This window comes from Micromonospora thermarum (assembly GCF_012034245.1).
In the GTDB taxonomy this organism is placed as follows: Bacteria; Actinomycetota; Actinomycetes; order Mycobacteriales; family Micromonosporaceae; genus Micromonospora; species Micromonospora thermarum.
The window spans coordinates 24,281-48,148 of the sequence record NZ_JAATEO010000035.1 but is presented as its reverse complement, the minus strand read 5'-3'; the positions used below and the strand labels follow the sequence as shown (position 1 = coordinate 48,148).

Annotated in this window: 22 protein-coding genes and 2 pseudogenes; 7 read left to right on the top strand and 17 right to left on the bottom strand. The window is 73.6% G+C overall.

Annotated elements, in window-relative coordinates:
• Positions 1 to 116 precede the first annotated feature (116 nt).
• Positions 117 to 1,325, bottom strand: a complete 1,209-nt coding sequence (locus HCJ94_RS25110; protein ID WP_168003514.1) for a glycosyltransferase family 4 protein — start codon at positions 1,323 to 1,325, stop codon at positions 117 to 119.
• A 132-nt stretch (positions 1,326 to 1,457) separates the two neighbouring features.
• On the opposite strand from HCJ94_RS25110, the gene HCJ94_RS25105 reads away from it, so the two are divergent.
• Positions 1,458 to 2,012, top strand: a complete 555-nt coding sequence (locus HCJ94_RS25105) for an arsenate reductase/protein-tyrosine-phosphatase family protein (RefSeq protein ID WP_168003513.1) — start codon at positions 1,458 to 1,460, stop codon at positions 2,010 to 2,012.
• Here the strand turns inward: HCJ94_RS25105 and HCJ94_RS25100 are convergent.
• A complete protein-coding gene (locus tag HCJ94_RS25100; protein ID WP_168003512.1) occupies positions 1,993 to 3,450 on the bottom strand; it encodes a tyrosine-protein kinase domain-containing protein in 1,458 nt (485 codons plus the stop codon). The two genes, HCJ94_RS25105 and HCJ94_RS25100, sit on opposite strands and share 20 nt — an antisense overlap.
• Positions 3,451 to 3,745: 295 nt before the next feature.
• Between HCJ94_RS25100 and nhaA the strand changes: the two genes are divergently transcribed.
• The gene (gene nhaA / locus HCJ94_RS25095) at positions 3,746 to 5,059 is read left to right on the top strand and encodes a Na+/H+ antiporter NhaA (protein WP_168003511.1); all 1,314 of its coding nucleotides are present in this window, start codon (positions 3,746 to 3,748) and stop codon (positions 5,057 to 5,059) included.
• A gap of 116 nt (positions 5,060 to 5,175) precedes the next feature.
• Here the strand turns inward: nhaA and HCJ94_RS25090 are convergent, their stop codons facing one another.
• The 10 genes from HCJ94_RS25090 to HCJ94_RS25045 form a co-directional block, all read right to left on the bottom strand.
• Positions 5,176 to 5,373, bottom strand: coding sequence for a hypothetical protein (locus HCJ94_RS25090; RefSeq protein WP_168003510.1), 198 nt, complete (start codon positions 5,371 to 5,373; stop codon positions 5,176 to 5,178).
• The gene (locus tag HCJ94_RS25085) at positions 5,370 to 5,690 is read right to left on the bottom strand and encodes a hypothetical protein (protein WP_168003509.1); all 321 of its coding nucleotides are present in this window, start codon (positions 5,688 to 5,690) and stop codon (positions 5,370 to 5,372) included. Before HCJ94_RS25085 ends, HCJ94_RS25090 begins: the two co-directional genes overlap by 4 nt.
• Positions 5,687 to 6,040: a DUF1622 domain-containing protein gene (locus tag HCJ94_RS25080; protein ID WP_168003508.1), complete on the bottom strand. Its 354-nt coding sequence runs from the start codon at positions 6,038 to 6,040 to the stop codon at positions 5,687 to 5,689. Before HCJ94_RS25080 ends, HCJ94_RS25085 begins: the two co-directional genes overlap by 4 nt.
• A 40-nt stretch (positions 6,041 to 6,080) precedes the next feature.
• On the bottom strand, positions 6,081 to 6,668 hold the full coding sequence (locus tag HCJ94_RS25075) for a TMEM165/GDT1 family protein (RefSeq protein WP_168003507.1): 588 nt from the start codon (positions 6,666 to 6,668) through the stop codon (positions 6,081 to 6,083).
• Positions 6,669 to 6,893: 225 nt separating this feature from the next.
• The gene (egtD, locus tag HCJ94_RS25070) at positions 6,894 to 7,859 is read right to left on the bottom strand and encodes an L-histidine N(alpha)-methyltransferase (protein ID WP_168003506.1); all 966 of its coding nucleotides are present in this window, start codon (positions 7,857 to 7,859) and stop codon (positions 6,894 to 6,896) included.
• Between the two features lie 35 nt (positions 7,860 to 7,894).
• Positions 7,895 to 8,641, bottom strand: coding sequence for an ergothioneine biosynthesis protein EgtC (egtC, locus tag HCJ94_RS25065; RefSeq protein ID WP_168003505.1), 747 nt, complete (start codon positions 8,639 to 8,641; stop codon positions 7,895 to 7,897).
• A gap of 13 nt (positions 8,642 to 8,654) precedes the next feature.
• On the bottom strand, positions 8,655 to 9,992 hold the full coding sequence (egtB, locus tag HCJ94_RS25060; RefSeq protein WP_168003504.1) for an ergothioneine biosynthesis protein EgtB: 1,338 nt from the start codon (positions 9,990 to 9,992) through the stop codon (positions 8,655 to 8,657).
• The gene (egtA, locus tag HCJ94_RS25055; RefSeq protein ID WP_168003503.1) at positions 9,989 to 11,224 is read right to left on the bottom strand and encodes an ergothioneine biosynthesis glutamate--cysteine ligase EgtA; all 1,236 of its coding nucleotides are present in this window, start codon (positions 11,222 to 11,224) and stop codon (positions 9,989 to 9,991) included. Before egtA ends, egtB begins: the two co-directional genes overlap by 4 nt.
• Positions 11,225 to 11,363: 139 nt before the next feature.
• Entirely contained in the window at positions 11,364 to 12,116 is a 753-nt protein-coding gene (locus HCJ94_RS25050; RefSeq protein WP_168003502.1) for a hypothetical protein, read from the bottom strand.
• A gap of 16 nt (positions 12,117 to 12,132) precedes the next feature.
• The gene (locus HCJ94_RS25045) at positions 12,133 to 12,765 is read right to left on the bottom strand and encodes an RNA polymerase sigma factor (RefSeq protein WP_168003501.1); all 633 of its coding nucleotides are present in this window, start codon (positions 12,763 to 12,765) and stop codon (positions 12,133 to 12,135) included.
• 532 nt (positions 12,766 to 13,297) lie between these two features.
• Between HCJ94_RS25045 and HCJ94_RS25040 the strand changes: the two genes are divergently transcribed.
• Positions 13,298 to 14,659, top strand: coding sequence for a serine/threonine-protein kinase (locus HCJ94_RS25040; protein ID WP_168003500.1), 1,362 nt, complete (start codon positions 13,298 to 13,300; stop codon positions 14,657 to 14,659).
• Between the two features lie 58 nt (positions 14,660 to 14,717).
• Here HCJ94_RS25040 and HCJ94_RS25035 read toward each other — a convergent pair whose 3' ends face one another.
• Positions 14,718 to 15,944, bottom strand: coding sequence for an FtsX-like permease family protein (locus tag HCJ94_RS25035; RefSeq protein WP_309227422.1), 1,227 nt, complete (start codon positions 15,942 to 15,944; stop codon positions 14,718 to 14,720).
• 61 nt (positions 15,945 to 16,005) lie between these two features.
• On the opposite strand from HCJ94_RS25035, the gene HCJ94_RS25030 reads away from it, so the two are divergent.
• Complete coding sequence (locus HCJ94_RS25030) at positions 16,006 to 16,305, top strand: hypothetical protein (RefSeq protein ID WP_168003499.1); 300 nt, start codon at positions 16,006 to 16,008, stop codon at positions 16,303 to 16,305.
• A gap of 38 nt (positions 16,306 to 16,343) precedes the next feature.
• On the opposite strand, the gene HCJ94_RS25025 is transcribed toward HCJ94_RS25030, so the two are convergent.
• Positions 16,344 to 17,027 carry a DUF305 domain-containing protein gene (locus HCJ94_RS25025; protein ID WP_168003498.1) on the bottom strand — a complete coding sequence of 228 codons (684 nt, stop codon included), beginning with the start codon at positions 17,025 to 17,027 and terminating at the stop codon, positions 16,344 to 16,346.
• A 139-nt stretch (positions 17,028 to 17,166) separates the two neighbouring features.
• On the opposite strand from HCJ94_RS25025, the gene HCJ94_RS25020 reads away from it, so the two are divergent.
• Positions 17,167 to 18,588: an LVIVD repeat-containing protein gene (locus HCJ94_RS25020; RefSeq protein WP_168003497.1), complete on the top strand. Its 1,422-nt coding sequence runs from the start codon at positions 17,167 to 17,169 to the stop codon at positions 18,586 to 18,588.
• A gap of 142 nt (positions 18,589 to 18,730) precedes the next feature.
• Entirely contained in the window at positions 18,731 to 20,176 is a 1,446-nt protein-coding gene (locus HCJ94_RS25015) for an LVIVD repeat-containing protein (protein ID WP_168003496.1), read from the top strand.
• A 216-nt stretch (positions 20,177 to 20,392) separates the two neighbouring features.
• Here HCJ94_RS25015 and HCJ94_RS31555 read toward each other — a convergent pair.
• Positions 20,393 to 21,220, bottom strand: a pseudogene (locus HCJ94_RS31555) (PfkB family carbohydrate kinase); the annotation flags it as partial.
• Here HCJ94_RS31555 and HCJ94_RS25005 point away from each other — a divergent pair.
• Positions 21,147 to 21,485, top strand: a complete 339-nt coding sequence (locus tag HCJ94_RS25005; protein WP_309227421.1) for a winged helix-turn-helix domain-containing protein — start codon at positions 21,147 to 21,149, stop codon at positions 21,483 to 21,485. The pseudogene HCJ94_RS31555 and the gene HCJ94_RS25005 overlap by 74 nt on opposite strands.
• Before the next feature lie 75 nt (positions 21,486 to 21,560).
• Here the strand turns inward: HCJ94_RS25005 and HCJ94_RS25000 are convergent.
• Both HCJ94_RS25000 and HCJ94_RS24995 read right to left on the bottom strand, forming a co-directional pair.
• Positions 21,561 to 22,135: pseudogene (locus tag HCJ94_RS25000) on the bottom strand (GyrI-like domain-containing protein).
• Positions 22,136 to 22,257: 122 nt separating this feature from the next.
• Complete coding sequence (locus HCJ94_RS24995) at positions 22,258 to 23,868, bottom strand: asparagine synthetase B family protein (protein WP_168003494.1); 1,611 nt, start codon at positions 23,866 to 23,868, stop codon at positions 22,258 to 22,260.

Genomic DNA, 23,868 nt, shown 5'->3' with positions numbered 1-23,868 from the left:
AACGACCGACCTGGCGGGGAATTGACGGTCTTGACCGTTATGAGAGTGAAGCTCACACGACAACGCGACGCCGCGCCCGTCGGGGCGCGGCGTCGCGATTGGTACGCGGGATCAGCTCAGCGGGCGGCGGCGTCGTACAGCAGCCGTTCGATCCGGTCCACGCCCGCCGGCATGGACATCTGCCGCAGGTACGCCTCCCGGCCGCGGCGGCCCATGTCGGCCCGGGCGCCCGGCGGGATGGTGGCGGCCAGCCAGAAACGGTCAGCGAGCGTCGCCCAGTCCTCCGGCGGGCAGGACAGCCCGGCACGGGCCCGCTCCACCAGCTCGGCGGTGTCCCCGCCGGCCGAGGCGACGACGGGTGCCGCGCAGGACAGCGCCGCCTGGAGCTTCCCGGGCAGGGTGCTGCGCAGCTCCGGCAGGTCCCGCAGCATGACCAGTTGGTAGTCGGCGGCGGCGTACAGCTCCGGCATGTCCAGCGGCGAACGACGCTCGACGAACCGGACGTTGTCGGCACGCAACTCGGCGGCGAGCCCCCGCACCCGCCGCTCCTGCTCGCCCGACCCCACCAGGACCAGATCCATCGTGCTGTCGAGGGCCACGGCCGCCCGTACCGCCGTCTCCAGGCCCTGCCGGGCGCCGATGGTGCCGGCGTGCATCACCACGCACCGGTCGTCGCGGCGGACCAGCCGTCGCGCCGCCGGGCTCGGCCGGGCCGGCTGGAAGATCCGCTCGTCGGTCCAGTTGAGGACCACGTCGACCCGGGCCGGGTCGGCCCCCGCGGCCACCACGAGCTCGCGCATCGACGGCGCCGCGACCGCCACCCGGTCGGCCGCCCGGTAGGTCCGCGCCATCGCCCCGGCGATCCGGCCCGCCCAGCGGCCGTGCTCACCGGCGGCGGGCTCCTCCTCGGCCCACACGTCCTGGACGTGCAGGACGGTCGGCACCCGGCCGAGCAGCCGCAGCAGGGCGGCGGCGGCGAAGGCGGTCGCCGGCGGCTGGTGGACGTAGAGGGCGTCGACGCCGGCGAGGAAGCGACGGCCGACCAGGGACGCGCTGCCGGCGAACGACAGGTATCCGGCCATCCGGCTCCGGACCGATCCGTCTCCCCCGGCGTAGCGGGGCACCCGGCGTACGGTCAGTCGCTCGCTGCGGGTCTCGTGGTGCCAGCGCTGGCGCCATCCGGGATAGACGTGGCCACCGGGATAGTCCGGGAAGCCGGTCAGCACCCGCACCTCGTGGCCGCGCCGGGCCAGTTCCTCGGCGAGGCTGCCGGGGATGAAGGCCGGCTCCGGCGGAAAGTGGTACGACAGGATGCCGATCCTCATCGGGACTCCACGGCGCTCGGCGCGGCATGCTGACGCGCCCGGCGGGTGCCCACGTACGATGCGGGCAACCCCTCCGCGTCCGGCCGCCCGTGCCGGACGCCCACCGTCTCCGTGTCCGTAAGAGGGGTCCTGATGATCGACCGGGTGCTGTTCGTCTGCCACGCCAACCTGTGCCGGTCACCGATGGCCGAGTACCTGGCCCGACGGCTGCTGGCCGACCGCCGGGTCGAGGTGGCCAGCGCCGGCACCGACGCCGTCGAGGACCGGTCCATGCACCCGTACGCGGCGGAGGTCGCGGCCGGGACCGGCGCGGACCCGGCCGGGTTCCGCACCCGCCGGTTGTCGCGCGAGCACCTGGTCGGCGCGACGCTGGTGCTGACCGCGACCCGGCGCCAGCGCTCGGTGTGCACCACCCTCGCGCCGGCCGTGCTGCACCGGACGTTCACCCTGCGCCAGTTCGGGCGGCTCGCCGCCGCGGCGGAGCCGGCGCCGGAGCCGGCCGTCGACCCGCTGCGCGCCGCGATCGAGGCCGCCGCCCGCGCCCGGGGGCGGCTGCAACCAGCCGCCCCCGACGCGGATGACCTGCGGGACCCGATCGGCGGTACGGCCGCCGACTTCCGACGCTGCGCCGAGGAGATCGAACGGTCGCTGCGACCCCTCGCGGCGCTCATCGGGACAGCCGGGTGAGTTCCTGCGTGTGGTCGCTGACCACGCCCGGCTGCTCGGCGTGCCGGGGACCGGAGACCCGCTCGGCCGGCACGGCGGGCGGCTCGGCGGCGGCGACCACCCGGTAGGCCTCGTACTGGTAGGCCTCCGCCTTCGGCACCTTGGCCATGTTGAGGACGCAGCCGAGCATCCGCACCGAGACCGAGTGCAGCGACCGGGCGGCGGTGGCCACCTGCGAGCGGGACGTCCGGCCCTGCTGGGTCACCAGCAGGGCGCCGTCGGCCTGGACGGCGACCACGACGCCGTCGGTGACGGCGAGCAGCGGCGCGGTGTCGATGATGACGATGTCGGCCGACTCGCGCAGCCCGAGCAGCAGGTCGGCCATCGCCTTCGAGCCGAGCAGTTCGCTCGGGTTGGGCGGCGCCGAACCGCTGGGCAGCACCAGCAGGGACTTGTCGCCCCAGCGCTGGACGACGTCCCCGACCTGCACGTCGCCGACCAGCACGTCGGTGAGCCCGACGCCGTTGTCCAGCCCGAGGTAGTCGCCGACCTTCGGGCGGCGCAGGTCGGCGTCGACCAGCAGCACCCGCCAGCCGGCCTCGGCCAGCGCGATGGCGAGGTTGCAGGAGAGGGTCGTCTTGCCCTCGCCCTGCAACGCGCTGGTGACGGCGATGACCCGGGCCGGCTCGTGCACGTCGACGAAGCGCAGGTTCGTCCGCAGCTTCCGGACCGCCTCGGCCCGGGCGGAGGTGGCGGCCTCGCCGACGATGAGCGGGGACGCCTTCGCCGTGCTCTCGAACGGGATCTCCCCGAGCAGCGGACTGCCGGTGGCGCGCTGGAGGCCGGCGGCGTCGCGCAGCCGGACGTCGGCGAGCCCGCGCAGGATCGCCAGGCCGACGCCGGCCAGCAGGCCGATCAGCGCTCCGATCGTGAAGTTGCGGACCGGCTGCGGGGAGACCGGTGTCGGGCTGACCCGTGGCCCGCTGACCACCTCGATCTTGATCGGGCCGGCCTTGCCGTCCGGCGTGGTCTCGACCTTCTGCACCAGCTCGACGAACTTCGCCGACAGGGCCTCGGTCACCCGCAGCGCGCGGGTCTGGTCGGTGTCGGTGACCGAGGCGCGCAGCAGGACGGTACCGGTCTCGGTGGAGGTGCTCACCCGCCGCTGGATCTGCTCGGCGGTGAGGCCGACCGGGTTGTCGGCCACCACGCTCTGCGCGAGGCGGTCGCTGGTCAGCAGTTCCGCGTACGACTTCACGCGCTGCTGGAGGAACAGACCGCCCTGGTAGGCGTCGGTCACCCCCGCGCTGGGCGTCGTGACGAAGAAGGTCACCGAGGCGACGTACCGGGGCTGGGCCCGGACGGTGACCAGGGCGGTGACGCCCACCGCGACCATGAGCGTGAGGAGAACGATCCACCAGTGCCGGCGCACAAGGCGGAGGTGGCGGTACAGGTCCATCAGGCGCGCCTCCGTACCAGGCCGGTAACGCCAAAGAACTTCACGAAAACCCCCAAGGTCGTCTTAATCGCGTGAAACCATTAAAGCGGCTCGTGCGTCTTATGTCCGGAGTTATGCATTTTCGACTATCAGCCGGGCGCACATTTCCTCAGGGACAAACGGAACGGCGCGGGCGAGGTCACGTCATCTCCGTTCGCGGTCGACCGTCCGGCTGGATAGGGTTGCGGGTGGTGTGCCGGGAAGCCTGGTCGGCGATCGACTCCTGCTGCCCTCGACGCTTCCGGATGGATCGCCCGTGACCGACCGCACCCCGCAGCCCGCCCGCTCCCGTCGCCTGTTCTCGCGTACCTCCTGGCCGGAGGCGCGGTTCCTGGCCGACGTGCTGCGCACCGAGACGGTCGGCGGCGGTCTGCTGCTGCTCGGCGCGGTCGTGGCTCTGGCCTGGGCGAATTCGCCGTGGGGGGACGCGTACACCGCGCTCACCAGGTGGGTGCCCTGGCCGGGTGGCTCGGCCCTGCACCTGGACCTGACGCTGGCGACGTGGGCCGCGGACGGCCTGCTGGCCGTGTTCTTCTTCGTGGTCGGCCTGGAACTCAAGCGGGAATTCGTCGCCGGTGAGCTACGGGACCCGCGACGTGCCGCCCTGCCGGTGGTCGCCGCGCTCGGCGGAATGGCGGCGCCCGCGCTGATCTATGTCGGGGTCACCCTGGCCGCGGGCGGCGAGGGACTGCGCGGCTGGGCGATCCCCACCGCGACCGACATCGCCTTCGCCCTCGCGGTCCTGGCCGTGATCGGCTCCCACCTGCCCCAGGGGCTGCGGGCCTTCCTGCTCACCCTCGCCGTGGTCGACGACCTCTTCGCCATCACGATCATCGCCGTCTTCTACACCGACGACTTCAGCCTGCTGCCACTGCTCGGCGCGCTCGTGCCGATCACGGTCTTCGGGCTGCTGGTGCAGCGCCGCCGGACGTGGTGGTGGGCCCTCATCCCGCTCGCCGTCACGGCCTGGGCGCTCGTGCACGCCTCCGGCGTGCACGCCACGGTGGCTGGCGTGCTGCTCGGCTTCACCGTTCCGGTGCTGCGCGCGGCGAAGGGCGACCGGCACGGGCTCGCCGAGCACCTGGAGCACCGGTGGCGGCCGGTGTCCGCGGGATTCGCCGTGCCGGTCTTCGCGTTCTTCGCCGCCGGGGTCTCCCTGCGCGACGCGGATCTGGGTGCGGTGGTGACCGACCCGATCGTCATCGGTATCGTCGCCGGCCTGGTGCTCGGCAAGGCGATCGGCGTCTTCGGCTCGGCGTTCCTGCTGGCCCGGTTCACCCGCGCCCAACTGGACGAGGACATCACCTGGTCGGATCTGCTCGGCGTCGCCCTGCTGGCCGGCATCGGCTTCACCGTGTCACTGCTGATCGGCGAGCTGGCGTTCGGCGCCGGCAGCCCGGCGGACGACAACGTGAAGGCGGCGGTTCTGAGTGGCTCGGTGATCTCGGCGCTGCTCGCCACGACGGTCCTGCTCCGTCGCAACGCCGCCTACCGGCGGATCGCCGAGGCGGAACGGGTGGACACGGACCGCGACGGCATCCCCGACGTCTACCAGCGCCCGGACGCCTGACCGGCGCGCGCCACCCCGGGCCCGAGGCGGGGGCTGGCGCCGACGGACCGCGCGGGCACACCTGAGGGCGCCGCGGCGGGCCGGGCGGAGGGCCGCCCGGCATCCGCCGCCGGTCCTCAGGCCCGCCGCTCGGTACGCCGGCGCTCCTCCTGCTCGTCGGCGAGCGCATCGGTCACCGGCTCCAGGAAGTCGTCGCCCGGCACCGCCACCTCCTCCGCCCGGTCCTGCTCGTCGGCCCGGCCGCCGGGCGGCGGCTCGGGCGCCGTGCCTTCGCCGGCGAAGCCGTACTCGTTCGGCTCGTCATGCCTGCTCATGGGGTCAACCTCCCGGAACGTCCGCTTCCACCGCCCACCGTCAGCGGCGGTCCGTGATCGTCTTTCCCCGGACGGGGTGCGGATAGTCGCCCGGAAGTGGTCAGGACCGACCAGAGCAGCCGGCGCAGCGCGACGATCGCCGCGGCCCCGGCCAGATCCACCCAGCCCTGGCTGACCGTGAGCCGGAGCAGGCCGGCGGCGATGAGCAGGTCCAGCAGCACCCGCAGGGCGGCGCGCCCGGAGCCCGTACCGACCAGCGCGGCCAACCCCGCCACGGCGGCGAGCGCCGTGGTGACGGTGGCCAGGGCGTGGATCACGGCCCGTCCCGCCCCTCGACCTGCCGCTGCTCCTCGCGGATCTCCCGACGGAGGAAGTAGTTGAGCGCTGTCCGGATGGCGGCGATGGCAGCCAACTGGCCGATCTGGGTGAAGGTCGGCGACGCGGCCGTCCGCAGGATGTCCGCCGCGAGCAGGAACTCCAGCCCGAGGGTGAGGAACCGCCCCAGGGAGAGCCGGATCGGGGTGAACACCTCGGCGGTGCGGTGCCGCAGCCCTTCGACCACGAAGCGGGCCGTCGCCCAGGCCGCCCCGACGAAGATGATCAGCGCACCCGCCAGCTCCACCGTGGCGACCAGGAACTCGTAGCCGTCCCGCAGGATGTCCCCCACCTGCCGGCGATACCCGGCGGGCGGGCGGGTAGTCGACTCGTCAGGTCAACTGGCTGCCGGCCTCCAGGATCAGCCACAGCCCGCAGATGGCGAAGAGGATCGCGGCGCCGTACCTCACGGTCTTCTCGGGCAGCTTCCGGCCGAGCAGCCGGCCCACGAGGATCGCCAGGGCGTCCGCGGCCACCATGCCGACGGTGGAGCCGATCCACGTGCCGAACCAGCCGTACTGGGTGGCCAGGGTGATGGTGGCCAACATGGTCTTGTCGCCCAGCTCGGCGAGGAAGAAGGCCACCCCGACCGCGACGGTCGCCGATTTGCTGCTCTTCTCCGCCTTACGCCGTTCCTCCTCGGTGAGTGTGTCGCCGCGCAGCGTCCACGCGCCGAAGCCGAGGAACGCGACACCCGCGAGGAGGGAGATCCACTCGGTGGGCAGCGCGGCGCCCAGGCCGTAGCCGATCGCCACCGACGCCAGGTGCACGACGGCCGTGGCGACGGTGATGCCGATCAGCACCGGCATCGGCTTGAAGCGCGTGGCGAAGGTCAGGGCCATCAGCTGGGACTTGTCGCCCAACTCGGCGACGAAGATGACGCCGAAGCTGACCACCAGCGCGACGAGGAAACCCTCCATGACATCCTCTCGGATCAGGCCGGGAGGAGGTACGGGGCGCCCTCGACCCGGCTGCACCAGCCTGGGTCGAAGGTCTCGCCCGCCCTGTCATAACGGGGCCGCGTGGCCGGGTGCGGAACGCACCAGTGTGTCGACCACGACATTGGGGGCTACTCCCCTTCGCGCCGTCCACCTTAACGGTTCACCCCCGCCGGTGACCGGCGGGGGGTGAACAGCCTCACCCGCTCAGTCGGCCCGGGCGAGGGTCACGCCGAACAGGCTCCCGGGGTCGGTCCAGAAGTCGTGGGCGGTGAAGCCCGCCCCGGCCAGCTCCGCCGCGATTCCCTCGGGCCGGAACTTCGCCGAGACCTCGGTGCGCAGCTCTTCCCCGGCGGCGAACGTCACGTCGAGGTCGAGCACCCGGACGCGCATCGGGCGCAGTGCCCGCAACCGCATCTCGATCCACTCGCGCTCCGCGTCCCAGCACGCCACGTGGCAGAACCCCTCGGGGTCGAAGTCGGCGCCCAGCTCCCGGTTGATCACCCGCAGCACGTTGCGGTTGAACTCGGCGGTCACCCCGGCCGCGTCGTCGTACGCCGGCACGATGACCGCCGGATCCTTGACGAGGTCCGTGCCGACGAGCAGCCAGTCCCCCGGTTCCAGGGCGGCACGCATCTGGGCCAGGAACTCCGCGCGCTCGGCCGGCAGCAGGTTGCCGATCGTGCCGCCGAGGAACACCACGAGCCGCCGGCCACCGGCCGGCAGCCGGTCGAGGTGCCGGGTGAAGTCGCCGACGATGCCGCGGACCCGGAGGCCCGGGTAGTCGGCCGCGATCTCGGCGGTGGACTGCCGCAGTGCGCTCACCGACACGTCCAGCGGCACGAAGGTGCCCAGGTCGCCGTGTCGGGTGAACGCGTCCAGCAGCAACCGGGTCTTCTCCGACGAGCCCGAGCCCAGCTCGATCAGCGTCTTGGCCCCGGTGACGGCGGCGATGTCGCCGGCCCGTTCGGCGAGCACCGCGCGCTCGGCCCGGGTCGGGTAGTACTCCGGCAACCGGGTGATCTCCTCGAAGAGCTGGCTGCCCCGGGCGTCGTAGAACCACTTCGGGGGCAACCACTTCTCCTCGGCGGTCAGCCCGGTGCGGACGTCCTCCCGCAGACTGCGTCCCAGGTCCTGCTCCTCGAGGTGGATCTCCAACGGCTCCGCGCCCATGTCTGCCCTTCCTGTCGAGGTGTGTCGGCGGGTGGTCACGCCTCCGTCAGGGCGCGGACCCGCACCCCGGCGGCGGTGGCCTCCACCAGATGCCCGTCCGGCACCTCCTGCCAGCCGGGGTCGTCGTCGTGCGGCTCGGACGCCAGCAGCACCGAGGCCGGCGTCGTGCGGATCGACAGCGCGTGCCCGACCACGCTCGCCACCACGGTGTGCCCGTCGGTGAGCAGCAGGTTGAGCCGCGACCCGGGCGCCGTCCGGGTCACCGAGACGACCGTCTCGGCGACGGCCCGGTTCGGCTTGATCCCGGACCGCAACCGGTGCCGGACCAACGCCCACAGCAGCGCCGAGTCGGTGGCCGCGTCCAGGGTGATCAGGTCGCGGACGGGCAGGGCGGCGGCGAGCGGGACCAGGCTGTCCGGCCAGCCCCGCACCGCGCCGTTGTGGCTGAACAGCCACCGCCCCTCGGCGAACGGTGCGGCGGCCGAGTCCAGCACCGCCATGCCGACCGTCGCCGACCGCACCGCCGCGAGCACCGCGCCGGCGGACGTGACGCCGGCGAGCTGCGCGATCGTCGGGTCGCTCCAGATCGGCTGGGCCCGCCGGTAGCGCACCGGCTCACCGTCGCCCGGATACCAGCCCACGCCGAAACCGTCGGCGTTGATCGTCCCGCCGCCGCGCATGTCGCGCGGCGCCCAGGACTGGCGCACCAGCGAGTACGGCGGATCGAACAGCAGCTCCCGCAGGCTGACCGGTGGCCCGAGGTACGCCAGGTGGCGGCACATCAGGCGCCCACCCTCACGCGTGGGCCTCCTCGGGCGTGGCGTCCCGGGCGCAGCGGAACCCGCTGAAGATCTGCCGCCGGATCGGGTAGTCCCAGTTGCGGAAGGTGCCCCGGCAGGCCGACCGGTCGGTGCCGAACGACCCGCCACGCAGCACCCGGTAGTCGTCGCCGAAGAAGACCTCCGAGTACTCCCGGTACGGGAAGGCGGTGAAGCCCGGGTGGCCGCGGAAGCTCGTCGAGGTCCACTCCCAGACGTCGCCGATGAGCTGGTGGACGCCCAGCGGCGACGCCCCGGCCGGGTACGCACCGACCGGCGCCGGCCAGAGGTGCCGCTGGCCGAGGTTGGCGTGGGCCGCCGTGGGATCCTCGTCGCCCCAGGGGTAGCGGCGGGAGCGGCCGGTCGCCGGGTCCCAGCGGGCCGCCTTCTCCCACTCCGCCTCGGTGGGCAGCCGCTTACCGGCCCAGGCGGCGTACGCCTCCGCCTCGTGGAAGCAGACGTGCACCACCGGTTCGTCGGCGCGGACCGGCGCCCACCGGCCGAAGCGGCGGTACGCCCAGCCGTCGCCGTCGCGGCGCCAGTGCATCGGGGCGGTCAGCCCCGCCTCCTGCCGGTGCGCCCATCCGGCAGGGCTCCACCAGCGGGACTCGTCGTAGCCGCCGTCGGCGATGAACGCCGCGTACGCGCCGTTGGTGACCGGCGCCGCGTCGATCACGTACGCCGGAAGGCGCACCCGGTGTGCGGGGCGTTCGTTGTCCAGTGCCCACGGGTCGGTGTCGGTGCCCATGGTGAACTCGCCGGCCGGGACCAGCACCTCCCCGCCGCCCCGGGCGCGCGGCTCGGGCGGAGGCGGAGCGTCCAGGACGGCCGCGCCGGCGCGCAGCTGGTGGGTGGCGAGCATGGTCTCGTCGTGCTGCTGCTCGTGCTGGACGATCATGCCGAAGGCGAATCCGTCGACGACCAGCGGCCGGTCCGTGAAGGCCACGCGGTCCAGCAGGTCGAAGACCTTGTCCCGGACGGTCGCCACGTAGGCGCGGGCCTCGGTCGGCGGCAGCAGCGGCAGGGCCGGCCGGTCCCGACGGGGCTGCTTGAACGCGTCGTAGAGGTCGTCGATGTCGTGGCGGACCGGTGCGCGGCCCCCGACGTCGCGGACCAGCCAGAGTTCCTCCTGGTTGCCCACGTGGGCAAGGTCCCACACGAGCGGGGACATCAGGGGCGAGTGCTGCCGCATCAGATCCTCGTCGTCGACCGCGTCGGTCAGTGCGGCGGTGCGGGCGCGGGTACGGGCCAGCTCCGCCGCGATCCGCCCCCGTAACGCCTCCCCGTCCCGCCGGTCCGTCGTCGTCTCCGTCACCGCAGCCTCCTCCCGGCGGCCGTGCGCCGCCGCCGTACGCCTCGGTCGATCTCGTCGTGCAGCGCCGCCGGCAGCCCCAGCCGGGGCAGCGCGACGAGCGCCAGGTCGAACAGGTCGGCGGCGGCGCCCGCGAGGCCCCGGTCGTGCAGGCCGTGGCGGGCCGCGGCCGACCACCGGTGGGCCTGCGGGCGGGCGAGGGCCCCCGCCGCGCGGGTGGTGGCCGGGTCGGCCAGCAGGGCGGCGACCACCGCCACCGGCACCGTCCACGCCCGGCCCGGCTGCGCGTCCAGGTAGCGGAGCTCCAGGTAGCCGCGAGGGCGCACCGGCGGGAACAGCGTGCTCACGTGGTAGTCGAGGTCGTCGGTGGTCGGCGGTCGGGGCAGCGCGCCGGCGAGCCAGTCGGCGAAGGTGACGCCGGCCGGCGGCGTCCAGTCCGGACCGGCGGCGCGCAGGCAGAGCAGCGGCGCGGCGAGCACGTACTCCGTCCAGCTCGCCACCGGGTCCGCGTCGCCCTGCTCCGGCGTCCACACCGGGCGGGTGCGTGGCGGATCGATGGCGAGCCAGGCGGCCATCCGGGCCGACGCCCAGCCGGTGGCGCGCCCGGCGTGGCGGCCGGCCGTGGCGAAGGCGGCGAGCAGGGGCGGACCGATCGCGTGCGCGGTGGCCCACCGGGCCGGGAGCTGCTCGGCCTCGCCGGCGTCCAGGCAGACCTGGAGCCCGGCGGTGCTGTACATCATCGTGCGCCCGGCCGGACCGCGCCGGTCGAACACGCGGCGCATCGCGCGGTAACGCGGGGTCTCGATCACCGCGCGGGGCGGCCGGTGGGGGTCGATGCCGTCGCGGCCGAGAACCAGCCCGGCCGACGCGAGACGCGTCGACAGCTCGGCGATGTCGGCGTCCGTCGCATCGACGAGCGCGGCGATCGAGGTGCGTGGGGCGGTGGAGATCTCCACCTGCCCGCCCGGCTCGACGGTCACGGCGCTGCCGTGCCGGAGCTGCTGGGCGGGGCTCGTGCTGTGCAACGTGCGGGGGCAGTGCGGCCCCAGCGCGGCCCGCAGTCGGTCGGCGTCGACCGGGCGGGCGGGGTCGACGGCGTCGTGCACCGTCCATTCCAGCTCGACTCCGACGTGGCGGGGTGGGCCGGTCTTGAAGCAGATCCGGGCGAGGTGCACCGCGGCCGCGGCGGACGAGGACAGGACGATTGCCCGATCCACCTCTGGAGACGTCACCACAGGTTCGGCCCCCTTCGCCGCCCGACGTCCGGTCCGTGCCACCGTAACGCGACCCACCGACATCGGCGGGCCCCGGCGGGCCGACCTCCTTCTGTCTAGCAGACGAACGTCCCCTGTCCGGCGGAAACGCGAACCGGATTCAGGGGGTGGCCGACGCCGCCGGTGTCGGCCCTGACTTCGGCTCCCTCGTCGTCGGGGGCTCCGGCTCGCCGACCCGATCCCGGCAGTAGTCGGTCACCTGCGCGCGGCCGCCCGCGGCCGTGACGAGATCCGCGAAGCCGGGCGTGTCGAGCGCCCTCTCCCGCTGGGCGGGCGGCATCGCCAGGTACGCGCGGCACTGCCCGTCCAACTCTGCGGCCCGCTCCCTGGGTGACGGTGAGCCGGGGCGGGTCGCGGAAGCCCCCGCGGTGGGCGCCGGAGGCCCGGTGGTGGGCGCCGGAGGCCCGGACGGCGTCCCGCTCGACGCGCCGGTGCTGGCACCGCCGCCCGGGGTGCCACCGGGGCCGCCGGTCTCGCCCGGATCGCTCGCGCCGGTGGTCGGCCTCGGGCGGGGTGGCGGGGCGTCGGGACGGTCGATGGCGACGGCCGCGAACGCGACACCGGCGGTCGCGGTGACGGCCACCCCGGCGGCCCAGGCAGCCACCCCGGCGGTGACCGGCCGGCGCCGCCGCGTCGGCTCCGGCGCACGGGCCGGGGTGGCACGGGCGGCGCGGAAGGCGGCGAGAGCGGCCTCCTCGCCGGCGAGTTCGTCGGGCCGTCCCGGGGCGGCCGCGGCGGACAGGAGCCGGGCCAACGGTTCCGTGCCGGCACCCGGGACATGGTCGGTCGCGGCGGCGTCGAGGAGCCGGTCGAGCGCGGCCCGGTCGGCCCGCGCGGAGCGGCGGAAGAACATCCTGAATCCCCTCACGTCAACCGTCCGCCGGTTCAGCGTGCGGCGTCTGCCGACGCCGCACGTCTCGGGGGCGGGGTGGGGTCGCGTCGTCGGCGGCGGTTGCCGGCCCTCCCTCGCCACGGCGTTCCATCAGCGCGGCGAGCCGGCGCAGTCCCCGGTGGGCCGCCGTCCGGACGGCGCCGGGGCGCCGGCCGAGCACCCGCCCGGCCGTCTCGGCGTCCAGGCCGAGGACGGCCCGGAGGAGGACGGCCTCCGCCTCCCGGGGCGGCAACGTGCCGATCAGCGCGAGGGCCGCCTCGGTGCCGATGGACTCGCCGGCCCGTTCGGCCGTGTCCGCGTCGCTGGCCAGGTCGCTCAACGCCTGCACGGGGACGGGGAGCGAGGGACGCCGGCGCTGCCGGCGCAGGTGGTCCATCGCCCGGTTCCGGGCGATGGTGACCGTCCAGGCACGGAACTCGCCGCCGGTGAAGGTGGGCAGGTCGCGGGAGACCTGCAGCCACGTCTCGGAGGCGACGTCCTCGGCGTCCGCCCCGACCAGGGCGGTCAGGTAGCGCAGGAGACCGGGCTGGAGGCTGCGGTAGAGGAAACGGAAGGCCTGCTCGTCCCCGGCCTGCGCCGCGACGACGGCTTCGTTCAGCTCACCGGTCACGCCGCCCGCTTCCGTTCGGCCGCACCGAGCCGGCACACGCCCGTGCGCGCGACCTCAACCCGGTCCGGCAGCCGGACCTGATCCCGCACCCTCAGCCCCCCGCTGACCTGATCACACCAGGGCCGCGACGGCCCGACCGTTTCCCCTGGCCTCCACCAGGACGGCCCGGCCGTCGGCGTACCGCCGCCGACGACGTCATGTGGGCCCGAGTCGGGCCAACGCTAGGAGTCGTGGGCCGATCGGACAAGTCGCCCGAGGTCAGGAAAAGAGTGAGAATAATCAAGACGATCAGCTGGCGCGTCGCCGTAACGCCATGGCCCCCGCAGACGCTCCCCCTGCAACAGGACCGGGCGAAGGTGACGTTTGCCCAGCGTAAAGCAATGACGGCCCGATTGCCGTGACCCACGGTAGCCGGCCGGTGACAGCGTATCGGAGCCGGCCGTTCACCCGGCGCTGCGTGATCGTCGCCGTGGCCGGCGGCGCCCGCCGGCCACGGCGAGCCGACCGTGCCCAGTCTGGGTACGGTATTGCTGTGTTGTCATCGGAGGTCGTGCTCAGCGGTCGGTACCGCCTGGACGAGCGTGTCGCCACGGGCGGCATGGGTGACGTCTGGCGTGCCACCGACCTGGTCCTGGGCCGGCAGGTGGCGGTCAAGGTGCTGCTGCCCGCGCTCGTCTCCGATCCCGACTTCATCGCCCGGTTCCGGGCGGAGGCGCGGATCATGGCCGCGCTGCGGCACCCGGGCATCGTCCAGGTCTTCGACTACGGCGAGGACCAGCTCGACGACGGCAGCCGCGCCGACTACCTGGTCATGGAATTCGTCACCGGCGAGCCGCTGTCGCGACGGATCGAGGCCGCCGGCCGCCTCGACGTGGCCGAGACCATGTCGATCGTGGCGCAGGTCGCGCAGGCGCTGCACGCCGCGCACAAGAACGGCATCGTGCACCGCGACGTCAAGCCCAGCAACCTGCTGGTGCAGGAGGACGGCAGCGTCGTACTGGTCGACTTCGGGGTGGCCCGCTCGACCAACGTAACCAGCATCACCAGCACCAACGCGGTCCCGGGCACCGCGCTCTACATGGCGCCCGAGCAGGCCGCCGGTCGTCCGGTCTCCGGGGCCACCGACATCTACGCGCTGGGTGCGGTGGCGTACTGCTGCCTCAGCGGCAGCCCGCCGTTCACCGGTGACAACCCGCTCCAGGTCGCCGTCCGGCACCTCGACGACGAGCCCCCGGAGCTGCCCCACGACATCCCCGAGGCCGTCCGCGCGCTGGTCGCCCGGGCCCTGGCCAAGGACCCGGCGGACCGGTTCAGCAGCGGCGCGGCCATGGCGGCGGCGGCCCGCGCCGCCGTGTCGGACCCGTCGGCGGCGACCGCGCTGGTGCCCGCGGCGGGCACGGTCGGCGCGGCGGCACTGCGCGACGCCGGGCCGACCACCCGCACCGACGCACCCGCCGCCGCGACGCCGGCACGCCGGCGCGGCCCCCTGGTCGGCGCGGCCGCCGCCGTGCTGGTGGCAGCCGCCGGTCTGGCCGCGGCGCTCGGCATCAGCGGGGCCGCCGAGGCTCCGGCGGTCAAGGTGCCGGAGGCCACGACGCCGGCCGACGACGGGACCGGCGACGCGGCGGTGCCCGTGCTGCCGGCGGAGACCACGTCCTCCGCTCCGCAGCGCCCCTACCGGCCGGCCGGGTCCACCGGCCGCCCGTCGCCGTCGGTGACCGCGACGCCGACGGGCGACCCGAGCCCCACCGCCGAGCAGCCGGCCACCCCGGCCCCGACGTCCGACCCGGCGACGCCCGATCCCGACCCCACCACGAGCGACCCGGGGACGCCCACGACGACGCCGCCGCTCCCGAACCCGACCACCACGGAGCCGGCGAAGCCGGCCACCTGACCCGGCGGTGCCGCCACGTGACGGCACCGCCGACCAGGTTCGTGCCAGCGCGGCGGCGTCACTGGGCGCCGAGTGCCTCCACCACCGGCCGGGACAGCGCCCGGCGGGCGGGCAGCACCGAGGCGGCCAGCGCGGCGACCACCGCCACGCCGAGGATCAGCCCGAGCTGGCCCAGCGGCAGCACCAGCGAGAACCCGTCGCTCATCCGGCTCAGCAGGGCCATCGCCGCCGCGCTCACGGCGGCACCCAGGCCCACCCCGAGCACGGCGCCGACCAGCGAGATCAGCACCGCCTCGACGGCGAGCATCGCCCGCATCCGTCCGCGGGTCAGCCCGACCGCGCGCAGCACGGCGTTCTCCCGGGTCCGCTCGACCACCGACAGCGACAGCGTGTTCGCGACGCCGACCAGCGCGATCACCACGGCGAGGCCGAGCAGCCCGGTGACGATCGCGAGCAGCATGTCGACCGTGCCGGTGAGCATCTTCTTGTACGCGCCCTGGTCCATCAGGTTGACCGTCGGGTACCGCACGACGACCGCCTCGATCGCCGCCCGCGCCCGGTCCGGCGTGATCCCGTCGGCCGGGTCGATCTCGGCGAGGACGCCCCGCACGTCGGGGAAGAGGGCGGTGAAGTCGGCGTCCACGACCTGGACCACGTGACCGGCCGGCACCGGGCTGCCCGCGAAGGCCGGCCCGTCGTCGGTGACCACGGCGGCCACCCGCAGCGGCCGGTCCCGCACGGTGATGGCGGTACCGGCCGTCCACCCCCGCGCCTCGGCGAGTTCCCGGCCGACGAGCGCCATGCCCGGCCCGAGCCGGTCCGGGTCGCCGGCGAGCACGCCGGTCAGCGTCCGGCCGACCAGCGCGGGATGCGCGGCCCGCACCTCCACGTCCGACCACAGGGCACTGCGCTGCTCGTGGACGACCGCGAGCTCCGGCCGTGCGCGCAGCTCGCCCACGACCGCGGCGGGCAACGGGGCACCGATGCCGGTGACCAGCCAGTCCACGCCGATCTCGGCGTCCACGCTGCGCTCGATCCCGGCCTTGGTGCTGTGCGCGCCGACCACGAAGGCGGAGACCAGTCCGATGCCGATCACCAGCGCGGTCGCGGTCGCCGCGATCCGGCGCGGGTTGCCGACGGCGTTCGCCACCGCGAGACCGGCGGTCGCCCCGAACAGCCGGCGTGCCGGCAGACCGAACACCCGGACCAGGGCGGGAACCAGCACCGGTCCGAACAGGACGATGCCGAAGAAGCTGAGCACTCCGCCCGCGGCGACCAGCGGCACCTGGACCGCGGGGGCCGCGGCGACCAGTGCGGCGATCCCGGCGGCGAGGACCAGTGCGCCGGTGGCCAGCCGGAGCCACCCGGCCCGGAGGGTCGGCTACTGGGAGCGGGGTCCGGCCTCCGACGTCCAGCTGACCTTCGGCGGGACCTGGTCGGCGTACTGGTACAACGGCCACGTCTACTCCTGCGACCAGAAGGGCTTCGACGTCCTGGAGATCGACGAGGAGTCGATCCCCGGCGCGAAGTCGCGGCGCGTCAACCAGCTCAACGCGCAGACCCAGTACGCGTACCGGACTGACCGGAGGCGACAACGGGCCCGGCCCCCGCACGGGGCCGGGCCCGTTCGCGTGCCGACGCGGTGACGTCCCGCGGCCCGGCCGGCCCATCAGGCGGCCGGGGGTCAGGAGGCGAGCAGCTCCCGCATCCGGTTGATCTCGACGTTCTGCTCGACGGCGACCGAGTTCGCGAACTCCTGGAGCATGGGCTCGGCTCCGACCTTCAGCAGGTTGGTCGACATCTCGACCGCCCCGGCGTGGTGGTCGCTCATCATCCGCACGAAGAGCCGGTCGAAGTCGGCGCCCCGGGCGTCGGCGAGCCGTCGCATCGCCTCGGGCGACTGCATGCCCCGCATGGTGCCGTGGTCGTGACCGGCGACCTCGGCCGGAAGCCCGCGGGCCTGCAACCAACTGCGCAGGTAGTCGATCTCCGGTCCCTGCCCGGCCCGGATCCGGTCCGCCAGGGCCTTCACCTGCGGATCGGCGGCCCGCTCCGGGGCCAGCGCGGCCATCTCCAGAGCCTGGGCGTGGTGCGGGATCATCATCCGGACGAACCAGGCGTCCATCGTGTTGTGCGCCGGCGACGCGGTCGCCCGCACCTCGTCGGCGGGTCGCACCTGGGCGGACTCCCCCGGCCGACCGGGCACGACGACCGACGGCCCATCGCTGTCGCTCGATGCGGTCGCGGCTTTCGGCGCAGGTGGCGTGCGGTCCGCGCCGGACCCCGACCGGAGCAATGCGACGGCCACGACCAGGAGGAGAGCCACCGTTGTGACGGCTGCGAGCACCCATCTGCCTCGCACGGTCATCGATACCCCCTGAAGGTCGAGGCCATGGCGATCGTATCCATTGGCGACGGACGCAAAATGTGATCTGGTTCACATAGAAGTTGCTCTAGCAAACAGTAGTGTGATGTGAATCATCATCCCCTTCCGGAGGGACTCGCCGATGATCCGTGTCTCCGTACCCAGACCGGCCCGACGCCGCCTCGCCGGCGTGGCCGCCGCCGGTCTCCTCGTGGCCACCGTCGCGGGCGCCCCCGGCGCCCAGGCGGCACCCGACGACGTCGCGGCCGAGCAGGCGGCCACTGTGGAGGCCGTCACCGCCCAGCTCGCCGTCGACGAGATCTCCAGCAGCGACAACATGCGGCTGATCGCGAACCTGCCGAAGCAGGCGCCGTTCGACACCCAGGCGGCGTTCGGCACCGACATCGCGTTCAGCGGACCGTTCGCCTACGTGGGCAACTACGAGGGTTTCACCATCTACAACATCGCGAACCCGGCCGCACCGAAGATCATGTCGACGGTGCGCTGCCCGGGCTCGCAGAACGACATCTCCGTCCACGGGAGCCTGTTGTTCCTGTCCACCGACTCGCCCCGTAGCGACGACTCCTGCGCCAGCACGGGCGTGCCCTCCAGCCAGACCAAGTGGGAGGGCATCAAGGTCTTCGACATCAGCAACCCGGTGAAGCCGGAGTACGTCAAGTCCGTCCAGACGGCCTGCGGCTCGCACACGCACACGCTGGTGCCGGCGGAGGACAAGGAGTCGGTCTATCTCTACGTCTCCTCGTACGGGCCGAGCGACACGTACGTCGGCTGCGCCAGGCCGCACGACTCGATCTCCATCGTCAAGGTGCCGGTGAAGTCGCCGACCGACGCGGCCGTGGTGGCGATGCCGAACCTGTTCCCCGAGGGCGGGTACACGAACACCAGCGGCTGCCACGACATCACGGTGTTCCCGGAGAAGGACCTGGCCGCCGGCGCCTGCATGGGTGACGGCATCCTGATGGACATCTCCGACCGGGAGGCGCCAAAGGTCGTCCACTCGGTCCGGGACACGGTGAACTTCGCCTTCTGGCACTCGGCGACGTTCAACAACACCGGCACCAAGGTCGTCTTCACCGACGAGCTCGGCGGCGGCAGTGGCGCGACCTGCAACCCGACCATCGGGCCGAAGCGGGGTGCGGACGCCGTCTACGACATCGTGGACGGCAAGCTGGTCTTCCGCAGCTACTTCAAGATCCCGCGAGAGAACGCCAGCACCGAGAACTGCGTCGCTCACAACGGCTCGCTGATCCCGGTACCCGGCCGCGACATCATGGTCCAGGCGTGGTACCAGGGCGGCATCTCGGTCTGGGACTTCACCGACTCGGCCAACCCGACGGAGATCGGCTACTGGGAGCGGGGCCCGCTCTCCGCCACCCAGCGGATCCTCGGCGGTTCCTGGTCGGCGTACTACTACAACGGCCACATCTACTCGAGCGACATCCAGAAGGGCTTCGACGTCATCGAGATCGACCAGGAGTCGATCCCGGGCGCGAAGACGCACCACTACACCGAGCTCAACGTGCAGACCCAGCCGAGCTACTGATGTTCCGGCGGAGCTGACCGGAGCACCCCGGGCCCGGCCCTCCTCGTGGGGCCGGGCCCGGTCGCGTTCGAGCTCTATCGATGACGGTCAGTCGACGGTAAGGTGTGGCCCTATCATCATCCCCTTGCGAAGGGCGCCGCCGATGATCAGATTCCCCTCGCCGCGGTCCCGACGGCTCACCATCCTGAGCCTCGCCACGGCCGGTCTCCTCCTCGCCAGCACGATCGCCGCCCCACCGGGCAGCGCCGGGGTGGCGACCGCTCCGTCCGGCACCGTCGAGACCGCGGACACGATCCCGGGTGTCGACGAGATCCGGAGCAGTCCCAACCTGAAGCAGGTCGCCAACCTGCCGAAGGTGGCGCCGCTCGACGCCACCAACAGCGACCTCGCCTTCCAGAGCCGGTACGCGTTCGCCGGCAACTACAACGGCTTCGTCGTCTACGACATCTCGACGCCGACCGCGCCGACCGTCGTGTCGCGCGTGCTCTGCCCCGGGTCGCAGAACGACATCTCCGTCCACGGTGACCTGCTCTTCCTCTCCACCGACTCGCCCCGCAGCGACGACTCCTGCGCCAGCACGGGAGTGCCGTCGACCGAGACGCGGTGGGAGGGCATCAAGATCTTCGACATCAGCGACAAGGCCAACCCGCGCTACATCAAGAGCGTGCAGACCGCGTGCGGCTCCCACACGCACACCCTCGTGCCCGGCAAGGACCGCCGCACGGTGTACGTGTACGTGTCGTCGTACGGTCCGTCGGACACGTACGTCGGCTGCCCACGGCCGCACGACTCCATCTCGATCATCAAGGTGCCGGTGACGTCGCCGACCGACGCCGCCGTGGTGGCCGTGCCGAACCTGTTCCCCGACGGCGGTTTCGAGGGAGTGCCGGGGCAGAAGTCGGCGACCAGCGGCTGCCACGACATCACCGTCTACCCGTCGAAGAACCTGGCCGCCGGCGCGTGCATGGGCGACGGCATCCTGATGGACATCTCGAACCGGGAGGCACCCCGGGTAATCAACCGCGTCCGGGACACGGTGAACTTCGCGTTCTGGCACTCGGCCACGTTCAACAACGCCGGCACCAAGGTGGTCTTCACCGACGAGCTGGGTGGCGGCGGCGCCGCCACCTGCAACGAGACCGTCGGCCCGAACCGCGGCGCCGACGCGGTCTACGACATCGTCGGGCGCGGCGACAACCGCACGATGGTCTTCCGCAGCTACTTCAAGATCCCGCGGCCCAACGCCGACACCGAGAACTGCGTGGCGCACAACGGCTCGCTGGTGCCGGTGTTCGGGCGGGACATCATGGTCCAGGCGTGGTACCAGGGCGGGATCTCGGTCTGGGACTTCACCGACTCGGCCAACCCCCGCGAGATCGCGTACTGGGAGCGGGGCCCGCTGAACGCGGAGCGCCTCACCGGCGGCGGCACCTGGTCCGCGTACTGGTACAACGGCTACATCTACTCGAACGACATGGTGAAGGGCCTGGACGTCCTCAAGCTCACCGACTGGCGTACCTGGACGGCGAACCTGGTCCGCTACCGCGAGCTGAACGTGCAGACCCAGCCCAGCTACCTGGGCGGCTAGCCAGCCGTACCACCGGGCCCGGCTCCCCTCGCGGGGCCGGGCCCGGTCGCGTCCGGCCGTCGCCGTCACGAGCGACCCGCCGCACCGACGGCTGCCGCCCCGGGTCCAGGTGGGGATGCGGTCGAGCTGCTCCCGGATAGCGTCCGGGTCCAGTGCCGGCCGGCCGCCGGGGTGTCCCACCGTGGCGCCGGCCGCCGCCACCGCCAGCCGGGCGGCCCGGTCCCGCGCCTCGCCGGCCAGTAGAGCCTGGGTGAGCGCGGCGACGAAGGCGTCCCCGGCACCGGTGCTGTCGACGGTCGGTGTCTCGCTCAGCGGCACGAACAGCTCGCCGTCGGGCCAGACGAAGGCGTTGCCGACGCCGGACACCTCGATCGCCGCCAGGGAGGGACCGCGGCTCACGAGCGCCCGGCCGGCGGCGAGCCCGGCGTCCGCGTCCTCCGGCCGGTCGCCCGTGATCTGTTCGGCCTCCTGTGCGTCCGCGCGCAGCACGTCGGCGAGCGCCAGCAGGTCCTCCGTGGCGGCCGGGTCGGACGGGGCCCCGTCGAGGACGACCATCGCCCCGCCGTCGCGGGCGGTACGCGCCGCGGCCAGGGCCGCCACCGGTGGCTGCTGGAGCTGCACCAGGACGGCCCGCGCGGCACGCAGCGAGGGGGCGGCCCACGCCACGTCGTCGGGGGTGACGAGTACGTCGTCCGGCAGGTCCTCCAGGTAGCGCCAGTGCCCGCGCCCGTCGACGACGTCCACGATCAGTCCGGTCCGGACGCCCGGCCGCCGCCGTACCGTGCCGACGTCGATCCCGTCGGCCCGGGCCTGGGCGAGCAACCGCTCGCCGACCTCGTCGTCGCCGGCCACGGCCAGCAGGCCCACGTCCGCGCCGAGCTGGGCCAGCGCGACGGCCTGGTTGTGCTGATGGCCCTGCCGCTGCTGGTCACCGCCGCCGTCAGCCTCGCCGCCACCCGGCGTGGTGCCCGTGACTGACGGGCAGCACCCGCACCCGGCGACCGCCCTCGACGACGTGGTCCACCAGCGGGTGCGGCTCGGCATCCTCACCGTGCTCAGCGAGGCGCACGAGTGCCGGTTCGCCACCCTGCGCGACGAGCTCGGCCTGACCGACGGCAACCTCAACCGGCACCTGCAGATCCTGGAGCGGGCGGGCCTGCTCCAGGTGGTCAAGGGCTACGAGGGACGTCGGCCGTGCACCTGGCTGCGGCTGACCCGGGCCGGCCGCGCCGCGTTGCGCGCGGAGGTGGCCGCGCTGGAGCAGCTTGTCGCCCGGATCCGCGCCGCTGGGGACGCCGACAACGCCTGAGCCGCCCGCGCCGGTCCCGGCACGAACGGCCGGGACCGGCGCGTCCCCCCGTTGGCGCGGCGGGCCGCGCCCCGGTCAGTCCCGGCGGACCGGCAGTTGCAGCTCGGTGACGCCGCCGGACGGGTCGTCGGCGCAGTACTCCACGTACAGCTCGCGGGCGTAGCCGTCCGCCCGCCAGCCGTTCTCCTCGATCCAGCGGGCCAGGACCTGCATGGTGCCCTCCACCTCGTCCATCGGCCCGTGGTGGATGATGGTGGCCGCCGCCGGCAGGTCGACGATCGCGAAGTCGCGGGCCCGGTCCGGGTCGACCCCGACGCCGACACCGGCGTGCACGACGACCTGCTCCCCGTCACCGGCCGGCTCGTACCAGGCCAGGCCCGGCCCGGCCGGCGGCACGCCCGCCGCCTCGAGCCGCCGGAACAGCGCCGGGTAGAGCGGCTGGATCACCGGGCCGATGTCCGGGGCCTCGTAGCTGCGCGCGACCGCCGTCAGCTCCGCGACGCGGACCGATGGGATCTCCTTGAGTACGACGTCCTGGCTGGTCATGCGACCCTCCGTGCGGCCGGCCGGAGCAGGCCGATGCTGTCGTAGTGACGCAGCATCCGCACCGACACCCGGCCGAGCCTGGCGAAGTCTCCGATGGCGAACACGGTCCCTCCACGGTCGGCCCTGACACGGTGTCAGAGTCAACCCCACGGATCCGCGTGACCCTGAGGCGGCGCGCGCCGTCACCCCGGCAGCGGCGCGCCGTCCCCCTGGCAATGGCACGCCGTCACCCCGGCAGCGGCGCGCCGTCCCCCCGGGTGCGGCGCGGCCCGACCAGCCGGCGCACCACCGGCACCGCGTTCCACTTCGCCGCGCCCACCAGGTCCCGGGCGTGCTCCAGGATCGTGTAGTCGGGCCGGGCCCGGCCGGCGGCGAGCGCCCGGTCCAGGTCGTTGCCGCAGCGGGTGAGCACGCTGTCGAAGTCGCGGCGCACCGGCTCCAGCAGGTCGTAGCGGAAGGACCGGTGCAGCCGGGCGAAGAGCGGCTTGTACAGGCGGGCACGCTCGTGCAGGCCGGAGGAGTACGACATCGGGTTCTTCGGCCGGCGTCGGATGTAGTCCGGCAGCAGGTCGGCGAACGCCCGGCGGACGATCCACTTCTCCTGCCCGTCGCGCATCTTCAGCCCGACCGGCAGGCGCATGGCCAGCTCGACCACGCTCAGGTCGAGGAACGGGACGCGGGCCTCCACCCCGTACGCCATGCTGGTCCGGTCGACCCGCTGCAACTCCGTACGGAAGAGGTTGCGGATCTTGTGGAGGAAGAGCCGGCGGGCCGCCTCGGGGCCGACCTGGTGGTACATGGGGTAGCCGCCGAACAGCTCGTCCGAGCCGTCGCCGGTGAGCACCACCTTCACGCCGAGTTCGTGCATCCGCCGGAAGAGCGGCACCGACACCACCGCGTTGATGATGTCGCCGTACTCGGTGAGCTCCGAGACGCGGATCGCCTCCCGGATCTCCGCGAGCCGGATGTCGCGGGGGCGCAGCTCCACCACCACGTGCGGCACGCCGAGGTCCCTCGCCAGCCGCCGGGCGTACGCGACGTCGGGACTCTCCGGGACGCCGACGGTGACGGCGACACAGTCCGGGTGCATCTCGCGCACGTGGAGCAGGGCCAGCGAGCTGTCCAGGCCCCCGGACAGCACCACCCCGACGGTGAGGTCGGTGTCCACCCGGCGGCGGATGCTGTCGGTGAGGGCGGCGCGGACGAGCAGGGCGGCCTCGTCCGGGTCGTCCACCGGCGGCAGTCCGTCGCCGAGGGCGAGCAGGTCGACGTACGGGCGAAGCCGGACCGGCAGGTCCGGGTCCGCCCAGCCGTGGTGGCCGGGCGGCACCTCGCCGATCGGGGTCCCGAACCCGACCAGGGCCTTGACCTCACTCGCCACGTGCAGGCACCCGGGGGTACGCGTCCAGTACAGCGGCTTGACGCCGAGCGGATCGCGCACCAGGTACACACGGCCGCTGGCCCGCTCCACGATCGCGAAGGCGTACTCGCCGCGCAGCCGGCTGACCATCCCCTCGCCCCACCACAGGTACGCGGCGAGCACCACCTCGGTGTCGCTCAGGCTGCGGAAGCGGTGCCCGAGCGCGGTCAGCTCCGCCCGCAGCTCGTCGTGGTTGAAGACCTCGCCGTTGTAGCAGAGCACCCACGCCTCGTCGTCGGACACCCAGGGCTGCACGGCCCGGTCGCGGTCCACCACCCGCAGCCGGCGGACGCCGGTGAGCAGGCCGTTCTCGTACCGGGTCTCGGTCACCTCGCCGCGCGGCTCGAGCGTGGCCAGCATCCCCCGGAAGATGGCCGGGTCGGCCTCGGGGCCGATGCTCAGCGTGATGCCGCACAT

Coding starts and splice junctions, on each gene's coding strand:
- HCJ94_RS25075 (WP_168003507.1), bottom strand. CDS start 6,668: ATGGAGGGTTTCCTCGTCGCGCTGGTGGTCAGCTTCGGCGTCATCTTC.
- HCJ94_RS25090 (WP_168003510.1), bottom strand. CDS start 5,373: ATGAGCAGGCATGACGAGCCGAACGAGTACGGCTTCGCCGGCGAAGGC.
- HCJ94_RS25105 (WP_168003513.1), top strand. CDS start 1,458: ATGATCGACCGGGTGCTGTTCGTCTGCCACGCCAACCTGTGCCGGTCA.
- HCJ94_RS25100 (WP_168003512.1), bottom strand. CDS start 3,450: ATGGACCTGTACCGCCACCTCCGCCTTGTGCGCCGGCACTGGTGGATC.
- HCJ94_RS25020 (WP_168003497.1), top strand. CDS start 17,167: ATGATCCGTGTCTCCGTACCCAGACCGGCCCGACGCCGCCTCGCCGGC.
- HCJ94_RS24995 (WP_168003494.1), bottom strand. CDS start 23,868: ATGTGCGGCATCACGCTGAGCATCGGCCCCGAGGCCGACCCGGCCATC.
- HCJ94_RS25015 (WP_168003496.1), top strand. CDS start 18,731: ATGATCAGATTCCCCTCGCCGCGGTCCCGACGGCTCACCATCCTGAGC.
- HCJ94_RS25050 (WP_168003502.1), bottom strand. CDS start 12,116: ATGTTCTTCCGCCGCTCCGCGCGGGCCGACCGGGCCGCGCTCGACCGG.
- egtD (WP_168003506.1), bottom strand. CDS start 7,859: ATGGGCGCGGAGCCGTTGGAGATCCACCTCGAGGAGCAGGACCTGGGA.
- HCJ94_RS25025 (WP_168003498.1), bottom strand. CDS start 17,027: ATGACCGTGCGAGGCAGATGGGTGCTCGCAGCCGTCACAACGGTGGCT.
- egtC (WP_168003505.1), bottom strand. CDS start 8,641: ATGTGCCGCCACCTGGCGTACCTCGGGCCACCGGTCAGCCTGCGGGAG.
- HCJ94_RS25110 (WP_168003514.1), bottom strand. CDS start 1,325: ATGAGGATCGGCATCCTGTCGTACCACTTTCCGCCGGAGCCGGCCTTC.